Source organism: Rhizobium sp. 01L410 (assembly GCF_056400165.1).
The window spans coordinates 155,470-178,014 of the sequence record NZ_JBFTST010000004.1; the positions used below are offsets into that span (position 1 = coordinate 155,470).

The 22,545-nt window shown below is 60.9% G+C and carries 12 protein-coding genes; 7 read left to right on the top strand and 5 right to left on the bottom strand.

The window, feature by feature from the left end; translation table 11 throughout:
• Positions 1-302: 302 nt before the first annotated feature.
• Complete coding sequence (locus AC1DV9_RS10490; protein ID WP_477947667.1) at positions 303-8,828, top strand: glycoside hydrolase family 94 protein; 8,526 nt, start codon at positions 303-305, stop codon at positions 8,826-8,828.
• A gap of 97 nt (positions 8,829-8,925) precedes the next feature.
• A complete protein-coding gene (locus tag AC1DV9_RS10495; protein ID WP_477947669.1) occupies positions 8,926-10,134 on the top strand; it encodes an OpgC family protein in 1,209 nt (402 codons plus the stop codon).
• Between the two features lie 52 nt (positions 10,135-10,186).
• Here AC1DV9_RS10495 and AC1DV9_RS10500 read toward each other — a convergent pair whose 3' ends face one another.
• Together AC1DV9_RS10500 and AC1DV9_RS10505 are read right to left on the bottom strand one after the other, a co-directional pair.
• Positions 10,187-10,540, bottom strand: coding sequence for a VOC family protein (locus AC1DV9_RS10500; RefSeq protein WP_477947670.1), 354 nt, complete (start codon positions 10,538-10,540; stop codon positions 10,187-10,189).
• 283 nt (positions 10,541-10,823) lie between these two features.
• Positions 10,824-12,587, bottom strand: a complete 1,764-nt coding sequence (locus AC1DV9_RS10505) for a glucan ABC transporter ATP-binding protein/ permease (RefSeq protein ID WP_477947672.1) — start codon at positions 12,585-12,587, stop codon at positions 10,824-10,826.
• A 315-nt stretch (positions 12,588-12,902) separates the two neighbouring features.
• On the opposite strand from AC1DV9_RS10505, the gene AC1DV9_RS10510 reads away from it, so the two are divergent.
• The 3 genes from AC1DV9_RS10510 to AC1DV9_RS10520 all read left to right on the top strand — a co-directional run bounded on the left by AC1DV9_RS10510 (position 12,903) and on the right by AC1DV9_RS10520 (position 17,948).
• A complete protein-coding gene (locus AC1DV9_RS10510) occupies positions 12,903-13,643 on the top strand; it encodes a LuxR family transcriptional regulator (protein WP_477947674.1) in 741 nt (246 codons plus the stop codon).
• A 119-nt stretch (positions 13,644-13,762) separates the two neighbouring features.
• Positions 13,763-17,227, top strand: coding sequence for a pyruvate carboxylase (gene pyc / locus AC1DV9_RS10515; RefSeq protein WP_477947676.1), 3,465 nt, complete (start codon positions 13,763-13,765; stop codon positions 17,225-17,227).
• Positions 17,228-17,387: 160 nt separating this feature from the next.
• The gene (locus AC1DV9_RS10520; RefSeq protein ID WP_477947678.1) at positions 17,388-17,948 is read left to right on the top strand and encodes an NADPH-dependent FMN reductase; all 561 of its coding nucleotides are present in this window, start codon (positions 17,388-17,390) and stop codon (positions 17,946-17,948) included.
• A gap of 24 nt (positions 17,949-17,972) precedes the next feature.
• On the opposite strand, the gene AC1DV9_RS10525 is transcribed toward AC1DV9_RS10520, so the two are convergent.
• The 3 genes from AC1DV9_RS10525 to AC1DV9_RS10535 all read right to left on the bottom strand — a co-directional run bounded on the left by AC1DV9_RS10525 (position 17,973) and on the right by AC1DV9_RS10535 (position 20,278).
• Complete coding sequence (locus tag AC1DV9_RS10525; protein WP_477947680.1) at positions 17,973-18,734, bottom strand: amino acid ABC transporter ATP-binding protein; 762 nt, start codon at positions 18,732-18,734, stop codon at positions 17,973-17,975.
• Positions 18,731-19,411 (bottom strand): amino acid ABC transporter permease, encoded by a 681-nt coding sequence (locus AC1DV9_RS10530; RefSeq protein ID WP_112385913.1) that lies wholly within the window; start codon positions 19,409-19,411, stop codon positions 18,731-18,733. Before AC1DV9_RS10530 ends, AC1DV9_RS10525 begins: the two co-directional genes overlap by 4 nt.
• 96 nt (positions 19,412-19,507) lie before the next feature.
• Positions 19,508-20,278: an amino acid ABC transporter substrate-binding protein gene (locus AC1DV9_RS10535; protein WP_477947682.1), complete on the bottom strand. Its 771-nt coding sequence runs from the start codon at positions 20,276-20,278 to the stop codon at positions 19,508-19,510.
• A 247-nt stretch (positions 20,279-20,525) separates the two neighbouring features.
• On the opposite strand from AC1DV9_RS10535, the gene AC1DV9_RS10540 reads away from it, so the two are divergent.
• A complete protein-coding gene (locus tag AC1DV9_RS10540) occupies positions 20,526-21,302 on the top strand; it encodes a DeoR/GlpR family DNA-binding transcription regulator (RefSeq protein WP_477947980.1) in 777 nt (258 codons plus the stop codon).
• Between the two features lie 49 nt (positions 21,303-21,351).
• Complete coding sequence (locus AC1DV9_RS10545) at positions 21,352-22,545, top strand: MFS transporter (protein ID WP_477947684.1); 1,194 nt, start codon at positions 21,352-21,354, stop codon at positions 22,543-22,545.

Sequence of the window (22,545 nt, forward strand, 5' to 3'; positions counted from 1 at the left end):
AAATCCGGTGCCGGCGCGGCGCCGGATTTTTCATGTCTCCAGTGCCAATTCTTCGCTCTTGACTTGAATTATCCGCTTAGTGTCCAACTTTGAGGAAATGGCTTTGCGGGAGGGACAAGAAGCACTGCCATCATGGTCATAGCTGTGCGATAAAGCAGGGCTTAAACCGTTTCGCATCTAAAAATCGGCTGCCATAGTATCTTTGAGCAACAGTGCTCTGCCGTTCATGCGGCAGTCATATTTGCCGGTGCAAAAGGCCAGCCAAAATTACCATAACTTTGTTTGGATCCAGAACCGAACCCATGTCAATTTCCAATCCGTCTCCGACCCCGTCGCGCGATTCCGAAACGAAGCAGATCGATCATAACGACTCGATCCGTTCGACATACCTCTCCATCGAAGACATCAAGGCGATGGGCGAAATGGTCGCCCGCAGCGGCGCGGAATCGCTTCCCGCCTTTGCGCCTTTTGATTTCTTCGCGCGGCACAAGGAAAACGAAAAGGAAATCCTGCGCGTCTATCGCACGACCGCCGCAGACGTGGAATCGGGCGAGACCATCACGCCTGCCGCGGAGTGGCTGCTCGACAACCACTACATCGTCGAAGAGGCGATCCAGGAAGTCCGCCGCGACTTTCCGCGCCGCTTCTATCGCGAATTGCCGACCGTCAATGTTGGCGGCACGCAGATCCCGCGGACGCTGGTTCTGGCCTGGCTCTACGTGGCGCATACGCACAGCACCGTCTCGCAGGAAAGCCTGACGGCGCTCGTCGATGGCTTCCAGCAGACAGAGACGCTGAAGATTGGCGAGCTCTGGGCTGTTCCGTCGCTGGTCCGCTATGTGCTCGTTGAAAACCTGCGCCGCATTTCGAGCCGTGTCGAACGCAGCCGCCGGATGCGCCGCCGCGCCAACGAGGCCGCCGACGAGCTGGTGCGCCTCGCCGATCCGGCGAAGGCTGCCGAATATCTGAAGACGCTGGAGACGCTTGCCGAGGACAATACGTTCTCGACGCAGTTCCTTTACCGCATGCGCGACGGCTCGCAATCGTCGAGCCTGGCGATTGCCTGGCTGGACGACCGTCTCGCTTCGCTCGGCCGCGATACCGAAGAAGCGACGATGGCAGAGCACAGCCGTCTGTCCTCCGGCAACGTGACGATGGGCAACATCATCCGCAGCCTGCGCGAGATCGACGACACCGAATGGTCGGTCTGGGTCGAGCAGGTGAGCCATGTCGACCAGCTGCTCTGGGACAAATCGGATTACGGCATTCTCGATTCCGGCTCACGCAACAAATACCGCAAGCAGATCGAAAAGCTCGCCAAGCGTTCGCCGCTCAGTGAAATGGAAGTCGCGCAGCTGGCGCTGGATATGACGGAGGAAGCCAAGTCCTCCGATGAGCCGCAGCCGCACGAGCCGAATGTCGGCGGCTTCCTCGCGGGCATGCATCGCCCGAAGTTCGAGGCGCGCGCGAACTATCGCCCGACGCTCGTGCAGCATTTCGTTCGCACCGTCCGCAAGTTCAACTGGCTGTCGATCGCCGTACCCGTCGCTCTGTTGACGATCCTGGCGATGGTGATTGTCGGCAAGTTCATGGCGAATGCCGGCATGAGCCCTGCAGAGATCATCGTTCTCCTGATCATGTTCTCGCTGCCGGCCTCGGAAGGCGCGACGGGGCTATTCAACACCGTGCTGTCGTTCTTCGTGACGCCATCGCGTCTCGTTGGCTACGAGTTCAAGGAAGGCATTCCGGAGGACGCGCGCACGCTCGTTGTCGTGCCCTGCCTGATTTCCAACCGCGATAGCGTCGATGAGCTCGTCCGCAATCTCGAGGTTCACTATCTCGCGAACCCGCGGGGTGAGATCTACTATTCGCTGCTCAGCGACTGGCCGGACAGCCAGGTCGAGGAAACCGCCAACGATCTCGAAGTGCTGGACTATGCCCGCCGCGAGGTCGCGAACCTCTCGGCGCGCTACGCGTCCGATGGCAAGACCCGCTTCTACCTGCTGCACCGCCGTCGCCTCTACAATCCTTCTGAAGGCGCGTGGATGGGCTGGGAGCGCAAGCGCGGCAAGCTGCATGAGCTGAACATGCTGCTGCGCGGCGATGCCGACACCACCTATCTGCCGGGCGCCAACATCGTGCCGGAGAATGTCCAGTATGTGATGACGCTCGATGCCGACACACGCCTGATGCGCGATGCGGTGACCAAGCTCGTCGGCAAGCTCTATCATCCGATCAACCGCCCGGTGCTCAACCCGAAGACCGGCCGCGTCGAAAGCGGCTACGGCGTTCTGCAGCCGCGCGTCACCCCGTCGCTGACGACCGGCAAGGATGCGTCGGTCTTCCAGCGCGTGTTCTCGATCAACCGCGGTCTCGACCCCTATGTCTTCACCGTCTCCGACGTCTACCAGGATCTGGCCGGCGAAGGTACGTTCACCGGCAAGGGCCTCTATCATGTCGATGCCTTCGAGGCGTCGCTGAAGGGTCGTATCGACGAGAACTCCGTTCTCAGCCACGACCTTCTCGAAGGCTCCATGGCGCGCTGCGCGCTGGTCACCGATCTGGAGCTCGTCGAAGACTTCCCGATCCGCTACGAAGTCGAAACCTCGCGACAGCATCGCTGGGCGCGCGGCGACTGGCAGCTCCTGCCTTACATGTTCAATCCGAAATACGGCGTCACCGCGCTCGGCCGCTGGAAGATGTTCGACAACCTGCGCCGTTCGCTGACCCCAATCGCCTGGTTCTTCGCGTCCGTGCTCGGCTGGTATTTCATGGGTCCGCTCGGCGCGCTGGTCTGGCAGATCCTGCTGATCTTCTGCCTTTTCGTCGCTCCGACGCTGTCGCTGATCAACGGCATCATTCCGCGCACCAGCGATATCGTCGCGCGTGCCCATCTCTATACGGTCTGGTCGGATATCCGCGCGGCGAACGCCCAGGTGGCACTGCGGATCGTCTTCATTGCCGATACCGCCTGCATGATGGCCGATGCCATCGGCCGCTCGCTGTACCGTCTGTTCTTCAGCCACAAGCTGATGCTGCAATGGCGCACCGCCGCCAGCGTTCAGGCTGGCAAACAGGGAACGATTGCCTCCTATTACAAGGCCATGTGGCATGCGCCGGTGCTGGCGCTGCTTGCCCTCGCCTTCGCGGCGCTTTCGGGCGACAAGGCCTTCCTCGTCGGCATTCCCTTCGCCGTCCTTTGGATCCTTTCGCCGCTCGTTGCCTATTATGTGAGCCAGTCGGCGGAAACCGAAGACCGGCTCGAAGTGGCAGAGTCCGACTCCACCGAACTGCGTAAGATCGCACGCCGCACCTGGCGTTATTTCGACACGTTCACGACGGCCGAGCAGAACCATCTGCCGCCTGACAACGTGCAGGAAACGCCGCACGTGATCGTGGCAACCCGGACGTCGCCGACCAATATCGGCGTCTACCTTCTCTCTGTCGTCTCCGGCCGCCAGTTCGGCTGGTTCTCCTTCGAGGAGACGATCGACCGGCTGGAAAAGACGATCGCCACCATCGACAAGATGGAGAAGTATCGCGGCCACCTGTTCAACTGGTACCATACCGATACGCTACAGACGCTCGGCCCGCGCTATGTTTCGGCCGTCGATAGCGGCAACCTTGCCGGCCACCTGATCGCCGTGTCGTCGGCCTGCCGCAACTGGGCGGAAGCGCCGTCGGCGCATATGCAGGGCAATCTCGATGGCGTCGGCGACACCGCCGGCATTCTCGGCGAAGTGCTTGCCGACCTGCCTGACGATCGCAAGACCGTCCGCCCGCTGCGCCGCCGCCTGGAAGAGCGCATCATCGGTTTCCAGAACGCACTGGCCGCCGTGAAGCGCGAGCACGAGTTCGCTTCGATCCGCGTTATCAACCTCGCGGTTCTTGCCCGCGACATCCAGAAGCTGGCTGCTAATCTCGACCACGAAGTCAAGTCGTCGCTGAGCGGCGAGCTGACCCGCTGGGCCGAGCAGCTGGTCAAGGTCTGCGAAGCGCATATTTCCGACAGCACCTACGATCTGTCGAATATCGATCCGCTGCGTCCGCGCCTGATTGCGCTGCGCGACAAGGCCCGCGATCTCGCCTTCTCGATGGACTTCTCGTTTCTGTTCCGTCCGGAGCGCCGCCTGCTGTCGATCGGTTACCGCGTCGAAAGCGGCGAACTCGATCAGGCCTGCTACGACCTCCTGGCATCGGAATGCCGCCTGACCTCGCTGTTCGGTATCGCCAAGGGCGATCTGCCGACCGAGCACTGGTACCGCTTGGGACGTCAGGTCGTTCCGGTCGGCTCGCGGGGCGCACTGGTCTCCTGGTCCGGCTCTATGTTCGAATATCTGATGCCGCCTCTGGTCATGCAGGAGCGCGGTGGCGGTATTCTCAACCAGACCAACAATCTCGTTATCGTCGAGCAGATGAACTATGGCCGCAAGCTTGGCATTCCGTGGGGCATCTCGGAAGCGGCCTTCAATGCCCGCGACCATAACATGAACTATCAGTACACCAACTTCGGTGTGCCGACGCTTGGCCTGAAGCGTGGTCTCGGCCACAATGCTGTTATCGCGCCTTACGCTTCGATCCTGGCCAGCCAGTACGATCCGAAGGCTGCGCTCGAGAACCTCGACCGCCTGCGTGCGCTCGGCGCACTCGGTAAATACGGCTATCATGATGCCGTCGACTTCACGCCGACCCGTGTGCCTGAGGGCAAGAAGTGTGCGGTGGTCTACAACTACTATGCCCACCACCATGGCATGTCGATCGCAGCCGTCGCCAACGTCGCCTTCAACGGCCACCTGCGCGAACTCTTCCACTCCGATCCGGTGATCGAAGCGGCCGAACTGCTGCTGCAGGAAAAGGCGCCGCGCGATATCCCCGTGATGAGCGGCAAGCACGAGTCCGACACGCCTGCCAGCATCCAGGACGATCTTCTGCGTCCGGAACTGCGCAAGATTGCCGATCCGTTGTCTCGCGACCGCGAACTCGTCTTCCTGTCGAATGGCCATTACTCGATGATGCTGACGGCAACCGGCGCCGGTTACGCCCGCTGGAACGGCCAGTCCGTAACCCGCTGGAAACCCGATCCGACCGAAGACCGCTGGGGCAGCTTCATCTTCCTGCGCGATACCGTCACCAACGAATGGTGGTCGGCGACCGCGGAGCCGAAGAGCGTCGAAGGCGAAAAGGTCAACGTACTCTTTGCCGATGAGAAGGCCGAGTTCACCAAGGTCGTCGGCGATCTGACCAGCGAAGTCGAATGCATCGTCGCCACCGAGCATGATGCCGACGGCCGCCGCCTGACGCTGCTCAACATGGGCTCGGAAGATCGCTTCATCGAAGTGACCTCCTATATGGAACCCGTGCTCACGAGCGACGACACGGACAATGCTCATCCAGCCTTTGCCCGTATGTTCGTCAAGACCGACTTCGGCAAGCGCGGCGACGTGATCCGCGCCGAGCGCAACAAGCGCGATCCGAACGAAGCGAACATGAGCATCGCCCATCTGATCGTCGACAGCGCCGGTCCGCAGCGTCAGACAGAGTTCGAAACCGATCGCCGCAAGTTCCTCGGCCGCGGCCGCAGCCTTTCTGACGCTGCTGCCTTCGATCCGGGCGCGACGCTGTCGGGTACCGACGGCTTCACGCTCGATCCGATCCTGTCGCTGCGCCGTACGGTTCGCGTGCCGGCAGGCAAGAAGGTCAGCGTGATCTTCTGGACCATCGCTGCGCCAAGTCGCGACGAAGTGGACAAGGCCGTCGAGCGCTATCGCCACGCCGATGCTTTCCAGCACGAGCTGGTTCAGGCCTGGACGCGCACGCAAGTGCAGATGCGCCATGTCGGCGTGACCTCGCAGCAGGCTGCCGCCTTCCAGCATCTCGGCCGCTATCTGGTCTATCCCGATATGGATCTGAGAGCCGATGCCGCTGCCGTTCAGGCGGGCATGGCCTCGCAGTCGTCGCTCTGGCCGCTGGCGATCTCGGGCGACTTCCCGATCTTCATGCTGCGCATCAACGATGATCTGGATCTCGATATCGTGCGTGAAGCGCTGCTGACGCAGGAATATCTGCGCTCGCGTGGCGTCACTGCCGATCTGGTGATCATGAACGAGCGCGCCTCTTCCTATGCGCAGGACATGCAGCACGCTGTCGACCAGATGTGCGAAAACGTTCGCCGGATGGGCCAGGCCGATGGTCTACGCCAGCATATCTTTGCCGTCCGCAAGGATCTGATGGAGGAGACGACCTATCACGCGCTGCTGGCCGCTGCCCGCGTCACCTTCCACGCGAAGAATGGCAAGGTGATCGATCAGATCAATCGCGCCATTGCTCTGACCTCGCCTTCGAAGGAAGAGCAGGAAGAGATGCAGAAGGCGGCCGAACGCGCCAAGGCGGCAGCGCCGAAGCGCATCGCGCCTGTCATCAAGCCGCGTCCGGTTGCTGCTGACATCGAGGAGCAGGGCGATCTCGACTTCTGGAACGGCTTTGGTGGCTTTGCCCGCGACGGCCGCGAATATGTCGTCCGCCTTGCCGGCGGCACCGCAACGCCGCAGCCGTGGATCAACGTAATCTCGAACGACAAGTTCGGCTTCCATGTTTCCGCTGAAGGCGCCGGTTTCACCTGGTCGGTGAACTCGCGTGACTATCAGCTGACCAGCTGGTCGAACGATGCCGTGGTCAATCGCTCAGGCGAGGCGATCTATGTCGCCGACCTCGACAACAACGCCATCTTGACGCCCTACGCCGGTCTGTCGCAGCGCGCCGACGCGCGTTTCGAAACCCGCCACGGTCTCGGTTACTCGGTCTTCTCCAGCGAGCAGAACGATATCGCCATGGAGGTCACCCAGACGGTCCATCGCGAAAAGCCAGTGAAAATGCAGCGCGTGCGCCTGCGCAACAACGGATCCGGCGCCCGTAAGCTCCGGCTCTACGGTTATGTCGAGTGGGTGCTTGGCAACAATCCGCAGCGTACCACACCCTTCATCCTGTCATCGGCAGATGAGGAGACGGGCGCTCTCTTCGCCGCCAACCAGTACAGCATCGACTTTTCGAAGCGCGTATCGTTCTTTGCGGCGAGCGAGAAGCCATCGAGCTTCGCGACCAGCCGCCGCGAATTCATCGGCAAGGCGGGTACGATCCAGTCGCCGGAGGCGTTGAAGCCATCGGTTCCGCTTTCGGGCGCAAAGGAACTCGACGGCGATCCGGCCGCGGTGCTCGCGATCGATATCACGCTTTCGCCCGGCGAAAGCCGCGACGTCACGTTCTTCCTGGGTGATACCGGCTCGAAGGACGAGGCGGCTGCTCTGGTCAAGGATATCCGTTCCGCGAGCATCGACGATGCCGTCCAGGCAAACCGCGATTTCTGGCAGGGCTTCACCGGCAAGGTGCAGATCTCGACACCTGATCAGGGCATGAACAACCTGATCAATGCCTGGCTGCCCTATCAGAGCCTTGGTTGCCGCATCATGGCGCGTTCGGCCTTCTATCAGGCCAGCGGTGCCTTCGGCTTCCGTGACCAGCTGCAGGATACTCTGGCCTTCGTGCTGCAGGATCCGTCGCTGGCGCGCAACCAGATCGTCAACGCCGCTTCGCGTCAGTTCCGTGAGGGTGACGTGCAGCATTGGTGGCTGCCGGGAACGGGTGCGGGCGTCCGCACGCTGATCTCCGACGACGTCGTCTGGCTTGCCTATGGCATCCATCACTATTGCAGCGTCACCGGCGACAAGTCCGTGCTCGACGAGCAGCTGCCGTTCCTCGAAGGGCCGGCGCTTCTCGAAGGACAGCACGACTCGTTCTACAAGCCGGAGATTTCAGAGGACAAGGCGAGCATCTACGAACATGCCGCTCTCGCCCTCGATCTGGCGATCAAGCGGACCGGCTCGAACGGCATGCCGCTGATCCTCGGTGGCGACTGGAACGATGGCATGAACCGCGTCGGCATCCATGGCCAGGGCACCAGCGTCTGGCTCGGCTGGTTCCTTGCCGGTGCGCTTCGCTCGTTCACGCCCTATGCGCAGGAGCGTGGCGATACGGCTCGCGTCGAGCGCTGGACCAAGCATCTCGGCGAGCTGAAGGCGGCACTCGAGAGTGCAGGCTGGGACGGTGGCTACTATCGCCGCGGCACGTTCGACGACGGCAGCCTGCTGGGTTCCAAGGAAAGCTTGGAATGCCAGATCGATTCGATCGCGCAGTCCTGGAGCGTCCTTTCGGGCGAAGGCGATCCCGAGCATGCGAAGACAGCGATGGATGCGGTGCTGAACCGCCTCGTCGATCGCGATACCCGGATCATCCGCCTGTTCACGCCGCCTTTCGCCACCTCGGCCAAGGACCCGGGCTATATCAAGGCCTATCCTCCGGGCGTTCGCGAGAACGGCGGCCAGTATACGCATGCGGCGACCTGGGTGGTCATGGCGCTTGCCGAGATGAACCGGGGTGACGATGCGTTCGCCTGCTTCGAACTGCTGAACCCGATCACCCATTCGAGAGACAAGGGATCGGCCGAGCTTTATCGTGTCGAGCCCTATACGATTGCTGCTGACGTTTATGGCGAAGGCGCTCTCAAGGGCCGCGGCGGCTGGACCTGGTACACGGGATCGGCCGGCTGGCTATACCGTGCGGCCGTCGAGGGAATCCTCGGAATCCGGCTGAAGGACGGGCGTCTGTTCGTCCGTCCGGCACTGCCGAGTGCCTGGGATGGCTTCTCGGCGGAGGTCGAACATTCCGGTGTGAAATACCGCATTTCGGTCTCAAAATCGTCCCAACCCGGCGGCTACAGTCTTGTTATCAATGGCAACGACATCGCCAATCCCTCTGAGGGATATCCGGTCGGATAGCAGCATTTCCTAAGCTCACACTCCGGCGATTCGTTGCGGCCAAAAGGGAAACCTTTTGGCCGCAACCGCGTTTGCAAATCGGAACCAGGAGAGAATAATGGCGACTACGCCGGAAAAAGCCATCGGCGCTGAGCGCGTTTCCCGATCCGCGGCCCGGCCGCAACGTGACACAAGACTAGACGTGTTGCGTGGGCTGGCCCTGATCACGATCTTCATCAATCACGTCCCCGGGCAGATTTTCGAATATGTGACGACGAAGAATTTCGGCTTCTCCGATGCTGCCGAGGCCTTCGTTCTGATCTCGGGTATCGCTGTCGGTCTGGCCTATGGATCGGGCTTCAAGTTCGGCCGCAGGCTGGAGATGGCGAAGAAAGCGGTGAAGCGCGCCTTCACGCTCTACCTTGCCCACATGATCACCACCTTCATGACTTTGGCGCTGTTCATTTGCGGCGCCTGGCTCTTCCACCGGCCTGGATTGCTGGTGGAAATCAATATTCTTGCCGTGCTGACAAATCTGAAAGAGGGCATTCCGGCGCTGCTGCTGCTCGGCCACCAGATTGGCTACAACAATATCCTCCCGATGTATGGCGCCCTCATGCTGATGGTGCCGATCATCCTGCTGCTGAATTCTTGGCACCCACTGCTGGCGCTCAGCGTATCGGGCGCTGTGTGGCTGATCGCCGGCATCTATCAGATCGCCCCGCACAACATGATCATTGCCGACTACTGGTTTCTGAACCCGCTGTCCTGGCAGTTCATCTTCACCATCGGCATCGTCGGGATGATGCACGTCAAGCGCGGCGGCTCGCTGCCGCGGCACCCGATCCTGTTCGTGCTGGCATCCGGCTATGTGGCCCTGTCCTTCGCCTGGGTTGTCGGTCACCTCTGGGATCTCGGCAATGCGCTGGCGGCACTGGGTCTCCCAAGCGTTCTGACCGGGTTCGACAAGACCTTCCTGTCGCTGCCGCGTCTGTTGCATGTGCTGGCCCTGACCTATCTCGTCATCAACATCCCGGCGCTGTCGCGCATGCTGCGCCGCCCGGCGGATCATCCGTTGACGATCCTTGGCCGGCATTCGCTGAACATCTTCGTCGCCGGTACGATCCTGGCGATGGCGGGTCAAGTCCTGCTCTATGTCACCAACCGCGATCAGTTTATCGGACCGATGTTCGTGGTTGCCGGCATCGCCGCGCAGTTTGCCTATGCTTATCATCTGGAGCGCAAGCGGCTGGATGGGAAGGCCAAGCCGGCGATCGGACGCGGCGCCATGCCGGTTCCCGTGCGGATCAATGACGGGCGAAAGTAACGGCACTTTACAGGTCTAAGACATCAAGCCGGCGGCTCACGAGCCCGCCGGCTTATTTTATATGTTGCAGGATGTTGACGAGCTTGCCTGCGGGATCGCGGACATAGAAGCGCCGGACGCCCCATGGCTCCTCGGCGGGGCCATAGACGATCTCGAACTTTGCCTGCCGCATCGCCGAGAGAACGGCATCGACATCATCCACTTCGATGGAGATATCCGGAACAGGCGTACCTGAGCCACCCTCGCTGGCGATGCTGAGTTGAACCTGCATTGCGGTGGCGTTGCCGTAGGTAATGATCCAGCCATGGTCCATCAGGATATCCAACGCAAGCACTTCACCATAGAAGCGCTGCGTCCGTGCCTGATCGGCTGCCGGCAGATTGGCAATGATGCGGCGTACGGCCATGGTGATCCTCCCTGGTTCTCAGGGCGCGATGCTAGAGCCTTCTATTGGGAGATTGAAGCTGTCATCTGTGATCGGCGATTAGCCACACACTACTGCTGCCATCTGGCTCCACCTGATAATCGATCTGGCACTAAGCTGAGGACGACAAACTTCGTTTGAGCGATGACTTGCCAGAGTCCTGTATTGAGAGTGCAGGCAGGTCATGCGCCAATGCGCGACACATAAGAAAAAGGCCGGGGGGCGAACCCTCCGGCCTGATATCCAGTTCCCTGCAGCCGCTAGTTTATGCGGCTTCAGTCGCATGTGCTTTGCGCACTTCTTCATCCGTCAGGATGCCGCTGGCGCGGAGCAGGGCGGCGAAGCGGCCATTGCTCTGGCTCAGTTCGTCGAAGCTGCCCTGCTCGACGATGCGGCCGTTGTCCAGGAACAGCACCTTGTCGGCCTCGCGGACCGTCGAGAGACGGTGGGCGATGATGAAGGTGGTGCGGTTCTGGCGCAGGTTGTCGATAGCAGCCTTCACGCGGTTTTCCGTTTCTACGTCGAGCGCGCTGGTCGCTTCGTCGAGCACCAGGATCGGCGCATCCTTCAGGATGGCGCGGGCGATCGCGATGCGCTGACGCTCACCACCGGAGAGACGGTTGCCGCGCTCGCCGACATGGGTGTCATACTGGTCTTCGCGCGTCTCGATGAAGTCGGCTGCGGCGGCGGCCTCTGCCGCTTGACGCATCTCTTCCTCGCTGGCGCCCTCGCGGCCAAGGCGGATGTTGTCGCTGATCGAACGGTTCAACAGGCCGGCATCCTGGAAGACGGTCGCGATATAGCGGCGCAGCGACTTGCGGGTGACCTTGGTGATGTCCTGGCCGTCGACCAGGATCTCGCCGCTGTCAGGGTCGTAGACGCGCTGCAGCAGATTGACGAGCGTTGTCTTGCCGGCGCCGGTCGGGCCGACGATCGCGATCGTCTGGCCGGCCTTGGCCCTGAAGTTGACGCTGTGCAGACCCTGCGAGGAATTGCCGAAGCCGAAGGAGACGTCGCGGAATTCGACTTCGCCCTTGACGTCCTTGATATCCACATTGCCGGCAGGCTCTTCGCGGTCACGGACGGAGTCTTCGAGGACATAGAAGTCTTCGAGCTTCGAGCGGGCCTCAAAGATCTGCGTTGCGAACTGGCGCATCTGGTCGAGGCGCGAGATCAGCAGGTTGGCAAAGCCGATAAAGGCAATGACATCACCGATCTTCAGTTCGCCGGCCTGTACCAGCAGCGTGCCGATGACCAGAATGATCATCATTGCGATGGTGGAAGCCATGCGGTTCAGCGCACCGGCGATCGCCCACCAGTCGAGAACCGGATACTGCGCCTGCAGCAGGCGGTCGGTGAAGCCCTTCAGGGCGCGGGTCTCGGCGTCGATACGGTTATAGCTATGCAGGACCGAGACGTTGCTGATCGAGTCGCTGACATGCGAAAAAACGGTGTGGTAGTGGTTTTCGACAGAGGCCTGACCATCCTTGGTGCGGCTCATGACGAGGCGTCCGATCAGCCAGTAGGCAACGCCGAGCACGACGAGTACGGCAGACAGACGCAGGTCCATCATCATCGCGGTCGGAACCAAAAGCATGATGGCGACGGCAGTTGCCAAGTGATTGCGCATGAATTCGAGCCAGAGGCCGAACAGCGTTTCACAGGCGCGCAGCAGCGTATGCAGCGCATTCGATGTACCACGCTGGTGGTGCCAGGAGAGCGGCATGGAGATGATGCGGCCGAAGGCTTCGGTCAGAAGCGTGGCCCGGCGGCCATGCGCCAGCCTGTCGGCCTCGCGGGCGACAAGCACGAAGGCGATGGTGTTGAAGACGGCAAAGCCTGCCCACATGAAGAGGATCGGCTTCACGTCACCCTTGCCGGAGATGGCATCGATGATACGGCCGAAGAGGATCGGTTCCGCGATGGTGATGGCAGCCAGAACAATGTTGGCAACGACCACCAGGGATACGCGGAGCTTGTATGCGCCAAGGTAGCGCAAGGCTCTTGCATAGACCTTGAATAGCGACACGGCAGTACCTCTTTTGTGCATCTGCAAAACGGGATGTTGCGACGCTACTAAAATCTACCTGAACCGGCGATTAACACCGTATTCACCCGGGACTTTTCAGGAGGCGTCAAAAGCAGGGTGCGACGAGATGACATGGGCCGAAAGTTGTTCACCCGAGAACGGTTGTGACAATTTTCGCTTGCATTTGTAAGGCGGTACGTCGCACCTTAAACTCATACGGGTTAAATCATTGAACCGAAGACCGTTGGGATGCCGGCTGCGTTAGTGCCGGTCGACGGCCCTCAACCGCACGCCCTTTTCGGGCAGGGGGCATTTGTGAATATTCATTCGTTGATTCAATTGCTTGTCGTTCTAGAGGAATGCAAGAAGGTCGAGCGTGTCGTCGAGAAGCTGGAGAATGTCCTGCATTCCTACGGCTTCCAATATTATGTGCTTCTGCGCCATCCGAAACGCAGCGTCGATCCCTGGGGCACGGTGCTGGCCGGCGATTGGCCGGAGACCTGGACACAGGTCTATGCAACCAAGAAATATTTCCTCATCGACCCGACCATGCGTTATCTCGGCCAGACGCACAGGCCGTTTCGATGGCGCGAAGGACTTGCTGCCTACCGGCGCGATCCGCATCAGCGCCGCATGGAGCAGATGATGGCCGACGCGGCACAGCATGGCCTGGGCGACGGCTACGTCTTCCCGGTTCACGGCCGTAGTGGTCTGCTGGGGAGCCTCAGCATCGGCGGCGTCCCGGTCGATCTGTCGCCGGTGGAGATGTCGCTGTTCTGCGGCGTGACCCACAAGTCGTTCTGGCGGCTGCTCGAATTGCGTGGCGACGCCGATGCACTCGATAGCCCGACTCTGATGGAGACACCGCTGACGCGGCGCGAGCTGGAGATCCTGCATTATCTCGCCGACGGCATGACCTCGATCGAAATCAGCAAGCTGCTCAGCATCTCCAACCACACCGTCGACTGGTACATGAACGGCATTCAGGACAAGCTGAAGGCCAAAAACCGTCAACAGGCCGTCGCTCTGGCTTTTAGGTACGGCTTAATTACCTAATGACGGAGAAATTCTATTTCGTGGCGGCAAGGGAAATTGAACTTTCTGTAACAGCACGTTAAGAATTCTCTTCGCGGGTGCAGCATTGCCCGCGTGATCCGTGCTTTGAGGAGAGTGCATTGCCCATTTCCAAGATTCTTGTCGCCAACCGTTCCGAAATTGCCATTCGCGTTTTCCGCGCGGCCAATGAGCTCGGAATAAAAACGGTCGCGATATGGGCAGAGGAAGACAAACTCGCGCTGCACCGCTTCAAGGCCGACGAAAGCTATCAGGTCGGCCGTGGGCCGCATCTTGCCCGCGATCTCGGGCCGATCGAGAGCTATCTGTCGATCGACGAAGTGATCCGTGTTGCCAAGCTGTCCGGCGCCGATGCCATTCATCCGGGTTACGGCCTGCTGTCCGAGAGCCCCGAATTCGTTGATGCCTGTAACGCCGCCGGCATCATTTTCATCGGGCCGAAGCCGGATACGATGCGCCAGCTCGGCAACAAGGTCGCGGCCCGCAATCTTGCGATCTCCGTCGGTGTTCCCGTCGTCCCGGCAACCGAGCCGCTGCCAGACGACATGAAAATCGTCGCCAAGATGGCCGAAGAGATCGGCTATCCCGTGATGCTCAAGGCCTCCTGGGGCGGTGGCGGGCGCGGCATGCGCGCCATTCGCGATCCGAAGGATCTTGCCCGTGAAGTGACGGAAGCCAAGCGCGAGGCGATGGCCGCCTTCGGCAAGGACGAGGTCTATCTCGAAAAGCTCGTCGAGCGCGCCCGCCATGTCGAAAGCCAGATTCTCGGCGATACCCATGGCAATGTCGTTCATCTCTTCGAGCGCGACTGCTCCATCCAGCGCCGTAACCAGAAGGTCGTCGAGCGGGCGCCGGCGCCTTATCTCTCCGAAGCGCAGCGCCAGGAACTGGCCGCCTATTCGCTGAAGATCGCCAAGGCCACCAACTATATCGGTGCCGGTACTGTCGAATATCTTATGGATGCCGATACCGGCAAATTCTACTTCATCGAAGTCAACCCGCGTATCCAGGTCGAGCACACGGTCACCGAAGTCGTCACCGGCATCGATATCGTCAAGGCGCAGATCCATATCCTCGATGGCTTCGCGATCGGCACGCCGGAGTCTGGCGTTCCGAAGCAGGAAGACATCAAGCTCAACGGCCACGCGCTGCAGTGCCGCATCACCACCGAGGATCCGGAGCATAACTTCATCCCGGATTACGGCCGCATCACTGCCTACCGTTCGGCATCGGGCTTCGGTATTCGCCTCGATGGCGGCACGTCCTATTCGGGCGCCATCATCACCCGCTTTTACGATCCGCTGCTGGTGAAGGTCACGGCCTGGGCGCCGAACCCGTCGGAAGCGATTTCCCGCATGGACCGCGCGCTGCGCGAGTTCCGTATCCGCGGCGTCGCCACCAACCTGACCTTCCTCGAAGCGATCATCACGCATCCGAGCTTCAAGGATAACAGCTACACGACGCGCTTCATCGACTCGACCCCGGAGCTCTTCCAGCAGGTCAAGCGTCAGGACCGCGCCACCAAGCTGCTCACCTATCTGGCTGATGTGACGGTCAACGGCCATCCTGAGGCCAAGGACCGGCCGAAGCCATCAGCCGACATTGCCGAGCCCGTCGTGCCCTACACGAATGGCGGTGGTATCCCTGACGGCACCAAGCAGCTGCTCGACAAGCTCGGGCCGAAGAAGTTCGGCGAATGGATGCGCAATGAAAAGCGCGTGCTGATGACCGATACGACGATGCGCGACGGCCATCAGTCGCTGCTGGCGACCCGTATGCGCACCTACGATATCGCCCGTATTGCCGGCACCTATGCGCACGCTCTGCCGAATCTGCTGTCGCTGGAATGCTGGGGTGGTGCGACCTTCGACGTGTCCATGCGCTTCCTGACCGAAGATCCCTGGGAGCGTCTTTCGCAGGTCCGCGAAGCGGCGCCGAACCTGTTGTTGCAGATGCTGCTGCGCGGCGCCAACGGCGTCGGCTACACGAACTACCCTGACAATGTCGTCAAATACTTCGTCCGTCAGGCGGCAAAGGGCGGCATCGATCTGTTCCGCGTCTTCGACTGCCTGAACTGGGTCGAGAACATGCGCGTCTCGATGGATGCCATTGCCGAAGAGAATAAGCTCTGCGAAGCGGCGATCTGCTATACGGGTGACATCCTCAATTCGGCGCGCCCGAAATATGATCTGAAATATTATACGGATCTGGCCGTCGAGCTCGAAAAGGCCGGCGCGCATATCATCGCGTTGAAGGACATGGCAGGCCTGCTCAAGCCTGCTGCCGCCAAGGTGCTGTTCAAGGCGCTGCGCGAGGCGACCAGCCTGCCGATCCATTTCCACACGCATGATACCTCGGGCATCGCTGCCGCGACCGTTCTTGCAGCCGTCGACGCCGGTGTCGATGCCGTCGATGCGGCAATGGACGCGCTCTCGGGCAATACATCGCAGCCCTGCCTCGGTTCGATCGTCGAAGCGCTGCGTGGCTCCGAGCGCGATCCGGGCCTCGATCCCGAATGGATCCGCCGTATCTCCTTCTACTGGGAAGCGGTGCGTCACCAGTACGCGGCCTTCGAGAGCGATCTCAAGGGGCCGGCTTCGGAAGTCTATCTCCACGAGATGCCGGGTGGCCAGTTCACCAATCTCAAGGAACAGGCCCGCTCGCTCGGGCTTGAGACCCGCTGGCATCGCGTGGCGCAGGCCTATGCCGACGCCAACCAGATGTTCGGCGATATCGTCAAGGTAACGCCATCCTCCAAGGTCGTCGGCGACATGGCGCTGATGATGGTGTCGCAGGACCTGACGGTCGCCGATGTCATCAGCCCGGACAAGGAAGTCTCCTTCCCGGAATCTGTTGTCTCGATGCTGAAGGGCGATCTCGGCCAGCCGCCGTCCGGTTGGCCTGAAGCGCTGCAGAAGAAGGCGCTGAAGGGCGACAAGCCGTATACGGTCCGCCCGGGCTCGCTGCTTGCAGAGGCCGATCTCGATGCCGAGCGCAAGACGATCGAGACCAAGCTCGAGCGCGAGGTCACCGACTTCGAATTCGCCTCCTATCTGATGTATCCGAAGGTCTTCACCGACTTCGCGCTGGCATCGGACACTTACGGCCCGGTTTCGGTGCTGCCGACACCTGCCTATTTCTACGGTCTTGGCGATGGCGAGGAGCTGTTTGCCGATATCGAGAAGGGCAAGACGCTCGTCGTCGTCAATCAGGCGATGAGCGGCACCGACAGCCAGGGCATGGTCACCGTGTTCTTCGAGCTCAACGGCCAGCCGCGCCGCATCAAGGTGCCGGATCGTGCCCATGGCGCATTAGGTGCCGCTGCCCGCCGCAAGGCGGAGCCGGGCAATGCCGCTCATGTCGGGGCGCCGATGCCGGGTGTCATCTCGCGCGTCTTCGTGTCGCCAGGTCAGGCGATCAATGCCGGCGATGTGCTGGTATCGATCGAAGCGATGAAGATGGAAACGGCGATCCACGCCGAGAAGGACGGCACCATCGCCGAAGTTCTCGTCAAGGCCGGCGACCAGATCGATGCCAAGGACCTGCTGGTATCCTACTCTGCCTAAGTCTTACGGGAGGCGGGCCTGTCGCCCGCCTCCCGAGCTCGTATTGCTGCAATAAACTATCGTGGCGACGCCGTCTTTGACGCCTTTGGGCTTGCCGGGTTTCAACCTTGGCCTAGTATCCAGACCTTTCCAATCATTTGCGGATCAGGAAAGGGTCACAATGAGCAAGCTCAAAATCGCCGTTATCGTTGGAAGCACGCGTATCGGGCGTTTTGCCGATCATCCTGCGAAGTGGATCTCCGCGATCGCCGCCGAGCGTCCGGAGCTGGATGTCGAAGTGCTCGATCTTCTCGATTATCCGATGGCCTTCTTTGGTGAAGCATCGGCGAGCGAGGCCGAAAGCGAGACGGCCGAGCGCTGGAAAAAGAAGCTGCGTGAATTCGACGGCTACATCTTCACGGTCGCCGAGTACAATCACGCCCCGACGGCAGTGCTGAAAAACGCCATCGATCTTGGCGATTTCATCCAGAAACCGGTTGCCTTCGTCGGCTATGGCGGCGTCGGCGGTGCCCGTGCGGTCGAGCATCTGCGGCTGGTCTTCGTGGAAATGAGCGCCGCGTCGGTGAGGACCGGCGTCCACATCAGCTTCCCGGAATATCTTTCCGTCGCCAAGGATGGGAAGAGCCTGAACGACTATCCGCATCTTGCCGAGGCCGGCAAGAACCAGCTCGACCAGCTGATCTGGTGGGGCAAGGCGCTAAAGGCTGCGCGCGCTGGCTGAGACCGGAGCTTGCGCCGCCCGTGCCTAGATATCGTAGGTATGGGCGGCGTTGATCGTCGAGATGAAGCGCTTTGTACGCTCGCGTTCGGGTGCGGTGAAGATTGCCTTGGCGCTGCCGGTTTCGACGACGCTACCCGCTTCCAGGAAGACGACGTTATTGGCGATCTTCGAGGCGAGACGCAAGTCATGCGTCGCCATCACCATCGTGGTTCCTTCGTTTGCGAGCTTGCCGAGAACATCGACCACCTCGGCCGAGAGTTCCGGGTCGAGCGCCGAGGTCGGCTCATCGCAGAGCAGCACGCGCGGCGACGGGGCGAGCGCGCGGGCAATTGCCACGCGCTGCTGCTGGCCGCCTGACAGCGTCGAGGGCCAGGCATCCGCCTTGTGGGCCATGCCGACCTTGGTCATCAGCTCCATGGCACGCGCGCGCGCCTTTTCCTTCGGCCATCTGAGAACGGTGACCAGTCCTTCCATGACGTTTTCGATCGCGGTCTGATGCGGGAAAAGCTGGAAGTTCTGGAAGACCATGCCGGTCTGGCGGCGGATCTTCTGGATCGATTGCCAGCCGGTGCGCTTGCCGGGCGCGAAATCCAGCGTTTCCTCGCCGATGCGGACCGAGCCGGCCGTGGGGATTTCCAGCAGGTTGATGCAGCGCAGCAGCGTGCTCTTGCCACCACCCGAGGGGCCGACGAGAGCGGTGACGCTGCCTTCGGGAATGCGGATGCTGATATCCTTCAGGATGACGGCGTCACCAAAGCGTTTTTCGATATTGGAGAGCTCGATCATGCGTTTGCCTCCAGCATGCCGCCATAGCGGGCAAAACGGCGTTCCAGTCGCACCTGCAGCGTCGACAGGACGGAACTGAGGACGAGGTAGATGAGAGCGGCTTCGATGTAGAGGATCAGCGGCTCATAGGTCGTTGCCACGATGCGCTGCGCGGCCTGGAAGAGTTCCGGCACGGTGATGGCGGCGGCGAGCGAGGTATCCTTGACCAGAGAAATGAACGTATTCGAGAGCGGCGGCACCGCGACACGGGCTGCCTGTGGGAGGACAGTGCGGGTCATCGCCTGGCGCCAGTTCATGCCGATGGAATATGCGGCTTCCCACTGACCCTTTGGCACCGATGAGATGACGGCGCGGATGATCTCGGAGCTGTAGGCGCCGATATTGAGCGTGAAGCCGATCAGGGCAGCCGGGAAGGCGTCGAGCAGGATGCCGATGCTGGGCAGGCCGTAGAAGATGACGAAAAGCTGGACGAGCAGCGGCGTGCCTCTGATGATCCAGACATAGAAGCGGGCAATTGCCGCAAAGGGTGCCGGGCCGAACAGCCGGGCGACGGCCGTTGCCAATCCGAGGATCAGTCCGAAGGAGAAGGAGAGCAGCGTAAGCGGGATGGTGAACTTGATGCCGCCCCACAAAAGGGTAGGCAGCGATTCCGCCATCAGTTGAAGCCAATGAGGCACGGGACGACCCTCTGAAAAAGATACGTCCGGCGAAATCGCCGGACGCTCTATACTCTATAGATCATGTCGATGCGCGGGAAAACCGGCGCAACGGAGTTACTTGGAAACGTCCTGACCGAAATACTTGTCAGCGATCTTCTTGTAGGTGCCGTCGGCCTTGATGTCGACGAGAGCCTTGTTGATCGCTTCAAGCAGTTCCGGCTCGCCCTTGCGGATGATGATACCGGAATAATCGGCATTTTCCTGCTGGGCGACGATCTTCACTGGCGCATCAGGCTTGTGCTTCTTGAAGTCGAGGAAGGAGAGGCTGTCGTTGACGGTTGCGTCTGCACGCTTCGTCAGCACGAGCTGGATCGACTGGTCGAAACCATCGGTGCCGACGAGCTCGGCGCCCGACTGCTCGGCAAGCTTGCCGAAGTTGCTGGTCAGGGACTGAGCGGCCTTCTTGCCCTTCAGATCGGCGAAGGACTTGATGCTGTCGTCGTCGGTGCGGGCGATTAGCACGGCCTTCGAGGCAATGTAGGGCTCGGAGAAGTCGTACTTCTGCTTGCGGGCGTCGGTGATGCCGACCTGGTTGATGACGGTGTCGTAACGCTTCGCGTCGATACCGGCGATCAGGCCGTCCCACTTGCCTTCGACGAACTCGGCCTTGACGCCGAGCTTGGCCGCGACGGCTTCGCCGATCTCGACGTCGAAGCCAACGAGCTCGTTGCTGTCGTCGTGATAGGTGAAGGGCGCGTAAGTGCCTTCCGTGCCGATCTTGAGAACGCCAGCGGACTTGATGGCGGCGAGGTTTTCGCCAGCATGGGCAGCAAAGGCTGCGGCGGAGATCAGGGCTGCGGTGGCGATGGTCTTCAGGATTTTCATTTTTCTGTTCCGTAAAGGAGGAAATTCAATGCCGCATTGATCGCAGAAAACAAGGCGGTGCGAAGCGTAGAAAACTGCAAAGAAAATTGGCAACTGCGAATATTTTTCTCATTTGCTGCTCTTTTAGCGCGGCTTGTTTCAGGGCGTCAATAAACGTGTGCCGGTGACCCCATTGCATGCGTGCGATTATATGTTTATGCACGTTTGTGTTTGTTTGTGCCTGTTCATGTCGGGATCGAGGATGAATGTGAACGAAATGTTGCTGCGGGAGCGGCAAGGCATCATCTCGCTGAAGCTGCAGACGCATGGCCGCGTGCTGGCAGCGGAGCTTGCAGCCGAATTTGGCGTATCCGAAGATACCGTTCGCCGCGATCTTCGCGAGATGGCGGCGGCCGGACTCTGCGAGCGCGTCTATGGCGGCGCTTTGCCGATTTCGCCGGCGGGCGGCAGTCTAAAGCAGCGGATGAGCGTCGCCTTCGAGCGCAAGCAGTCGCTGGCACAAGCGGCAGTCTCGCAGATCAAGGCGGGATCGACCGTTTTCTTTGACGCTGGCAGCACCAATCTCGCGATCGCCAACGCCCTTCCTCAGGAGATGCTGCTGACGGCAGCCACCAATGCGCCGGCCATTGCCGCAGCGCTTCTCGACAAGACGGATATCAACGTCATCCTTATCGGCGGGCTGATCGACCGGCAGGTCGGCGGCGCGCTCGGTGCCAAGGCGCTGCGCGACATGGAGCAATTGTCTCCGGATCTCTGCGTGCTCGGTGCCTGCGGCGTCGATCTGGAAGCGGGGGTCACGACCTTCGGCTTCGAGGATGCCGAGTTCAAGCGGTTCGCAGCCTCCAAGAGCCGCCAGGTTCTGGTTGCCGCGACATCGGAGAAATTCGGCACGGCAGCACCCCATAGCGTGCTGCCGGTGGCGCATTGCGAATGCCTTGTGGTTGAGCATGACGCCGATGAAACATTGCTCGCGGCCTATCGCGAGCGCGGGTGCCGCACGGTGCAGGCCGTGGCAGCGAATTGAATTGAAATGACCTGCCAAAGAGGCAGGCGATAGTGAATGAGACGGGACAATGGATAATCAATTACATGCGATGCCGGGCGTGCAGCGCGGGTTCATGCCGAAGAGCCGAGTCGCGGTTTCGCTGCTGTTTCTGATGAACGGCTTCTTGGTCGGCTGCTGGGCACCGAAAATTCCGGAATTCGCCGAACGGCTCGGCATCAGCAAATTCGAGCTTGGCCTGATGATCCTGGTCTTCGGCGTCGGCTCGCTGACGATGATGCCGATTGCCGGCGCGAAGATCGCAAAGCACGGCTCGCGCGTTGTCTCGTTGGCGACGGCCGTCTGCCTGCTGCCTATCCTTCTGGCGCTGACCGTTGCGCCCAATGTCATCACCGGTAGCATCGCGCTCTTCCTCTTCGGTGGCTTCGTCGGCGCCATGGACGTTGCCATGAATGCCAATGCGGTAGTTGTCGAGAAGTCGATGCGCCGGGCGATTATGTCGTCCTGCCACGCTTTCTGGAGCCTTGGCGGGTTGATCGGTTCCGGGCTCGGCGGATTGCTGATTTCCAAGATCGGCGTGCTCGGTCACGCCGGACTTGCGACGGTGCTTGCCGCTGCCTTTCTTGCCGTCGCGTGGCCAATGATGCTTTCGGACCCGCCGCATCCGGATGAGAAGAAGGAAAAGACCCGCCTGCCGATGGTACCGCTGCCGTGGCTGCTCGGCCTGATGGCGCTGTTCTCCATGGTTCCGGAAGGCGCGGTGCTGGATTGGGGCGCACTGTATCTGCGCCAGGAAATGGGCGCATCTGTCGCTCTGTCGGGCTTCGGTTTCGCTGCCTTCTCGCTGACGATGGCGATCATGCGCTTTGCCGGCGATATTGTGCGCGACAGGTTCGGCGGCGTGAAGACGCTGCGTGTCTGCACGCTGTTTGCGATCGTCGGCATGCTGATTGCAGCCCTTGCCCCGACTGCGGAGCTTGCGATCGTCGGCTTCGCCTTCTGCGGGATCGGCATTTCCAACATGGTGCCGATCGCCTTTTCGGCGGCCGGCAACGTGCCGGGCCTGAGGCCGGGGATTGGCATCTCGGTGGTGACGACCATGGGCTATTCCGGAATGCTGGTTGCGCCTTCGGCCATCGGTTTCGTTGCCGAGCATATCGGCTTCTCGACGGTGTTCATGGCGCTGCCGGCCCTTCTCGTCGTCGTTCTCATCTTCTCGAGACTGGCGCGCTATGCCGACGGCGCCTCGGGTGGCGGCCACTAG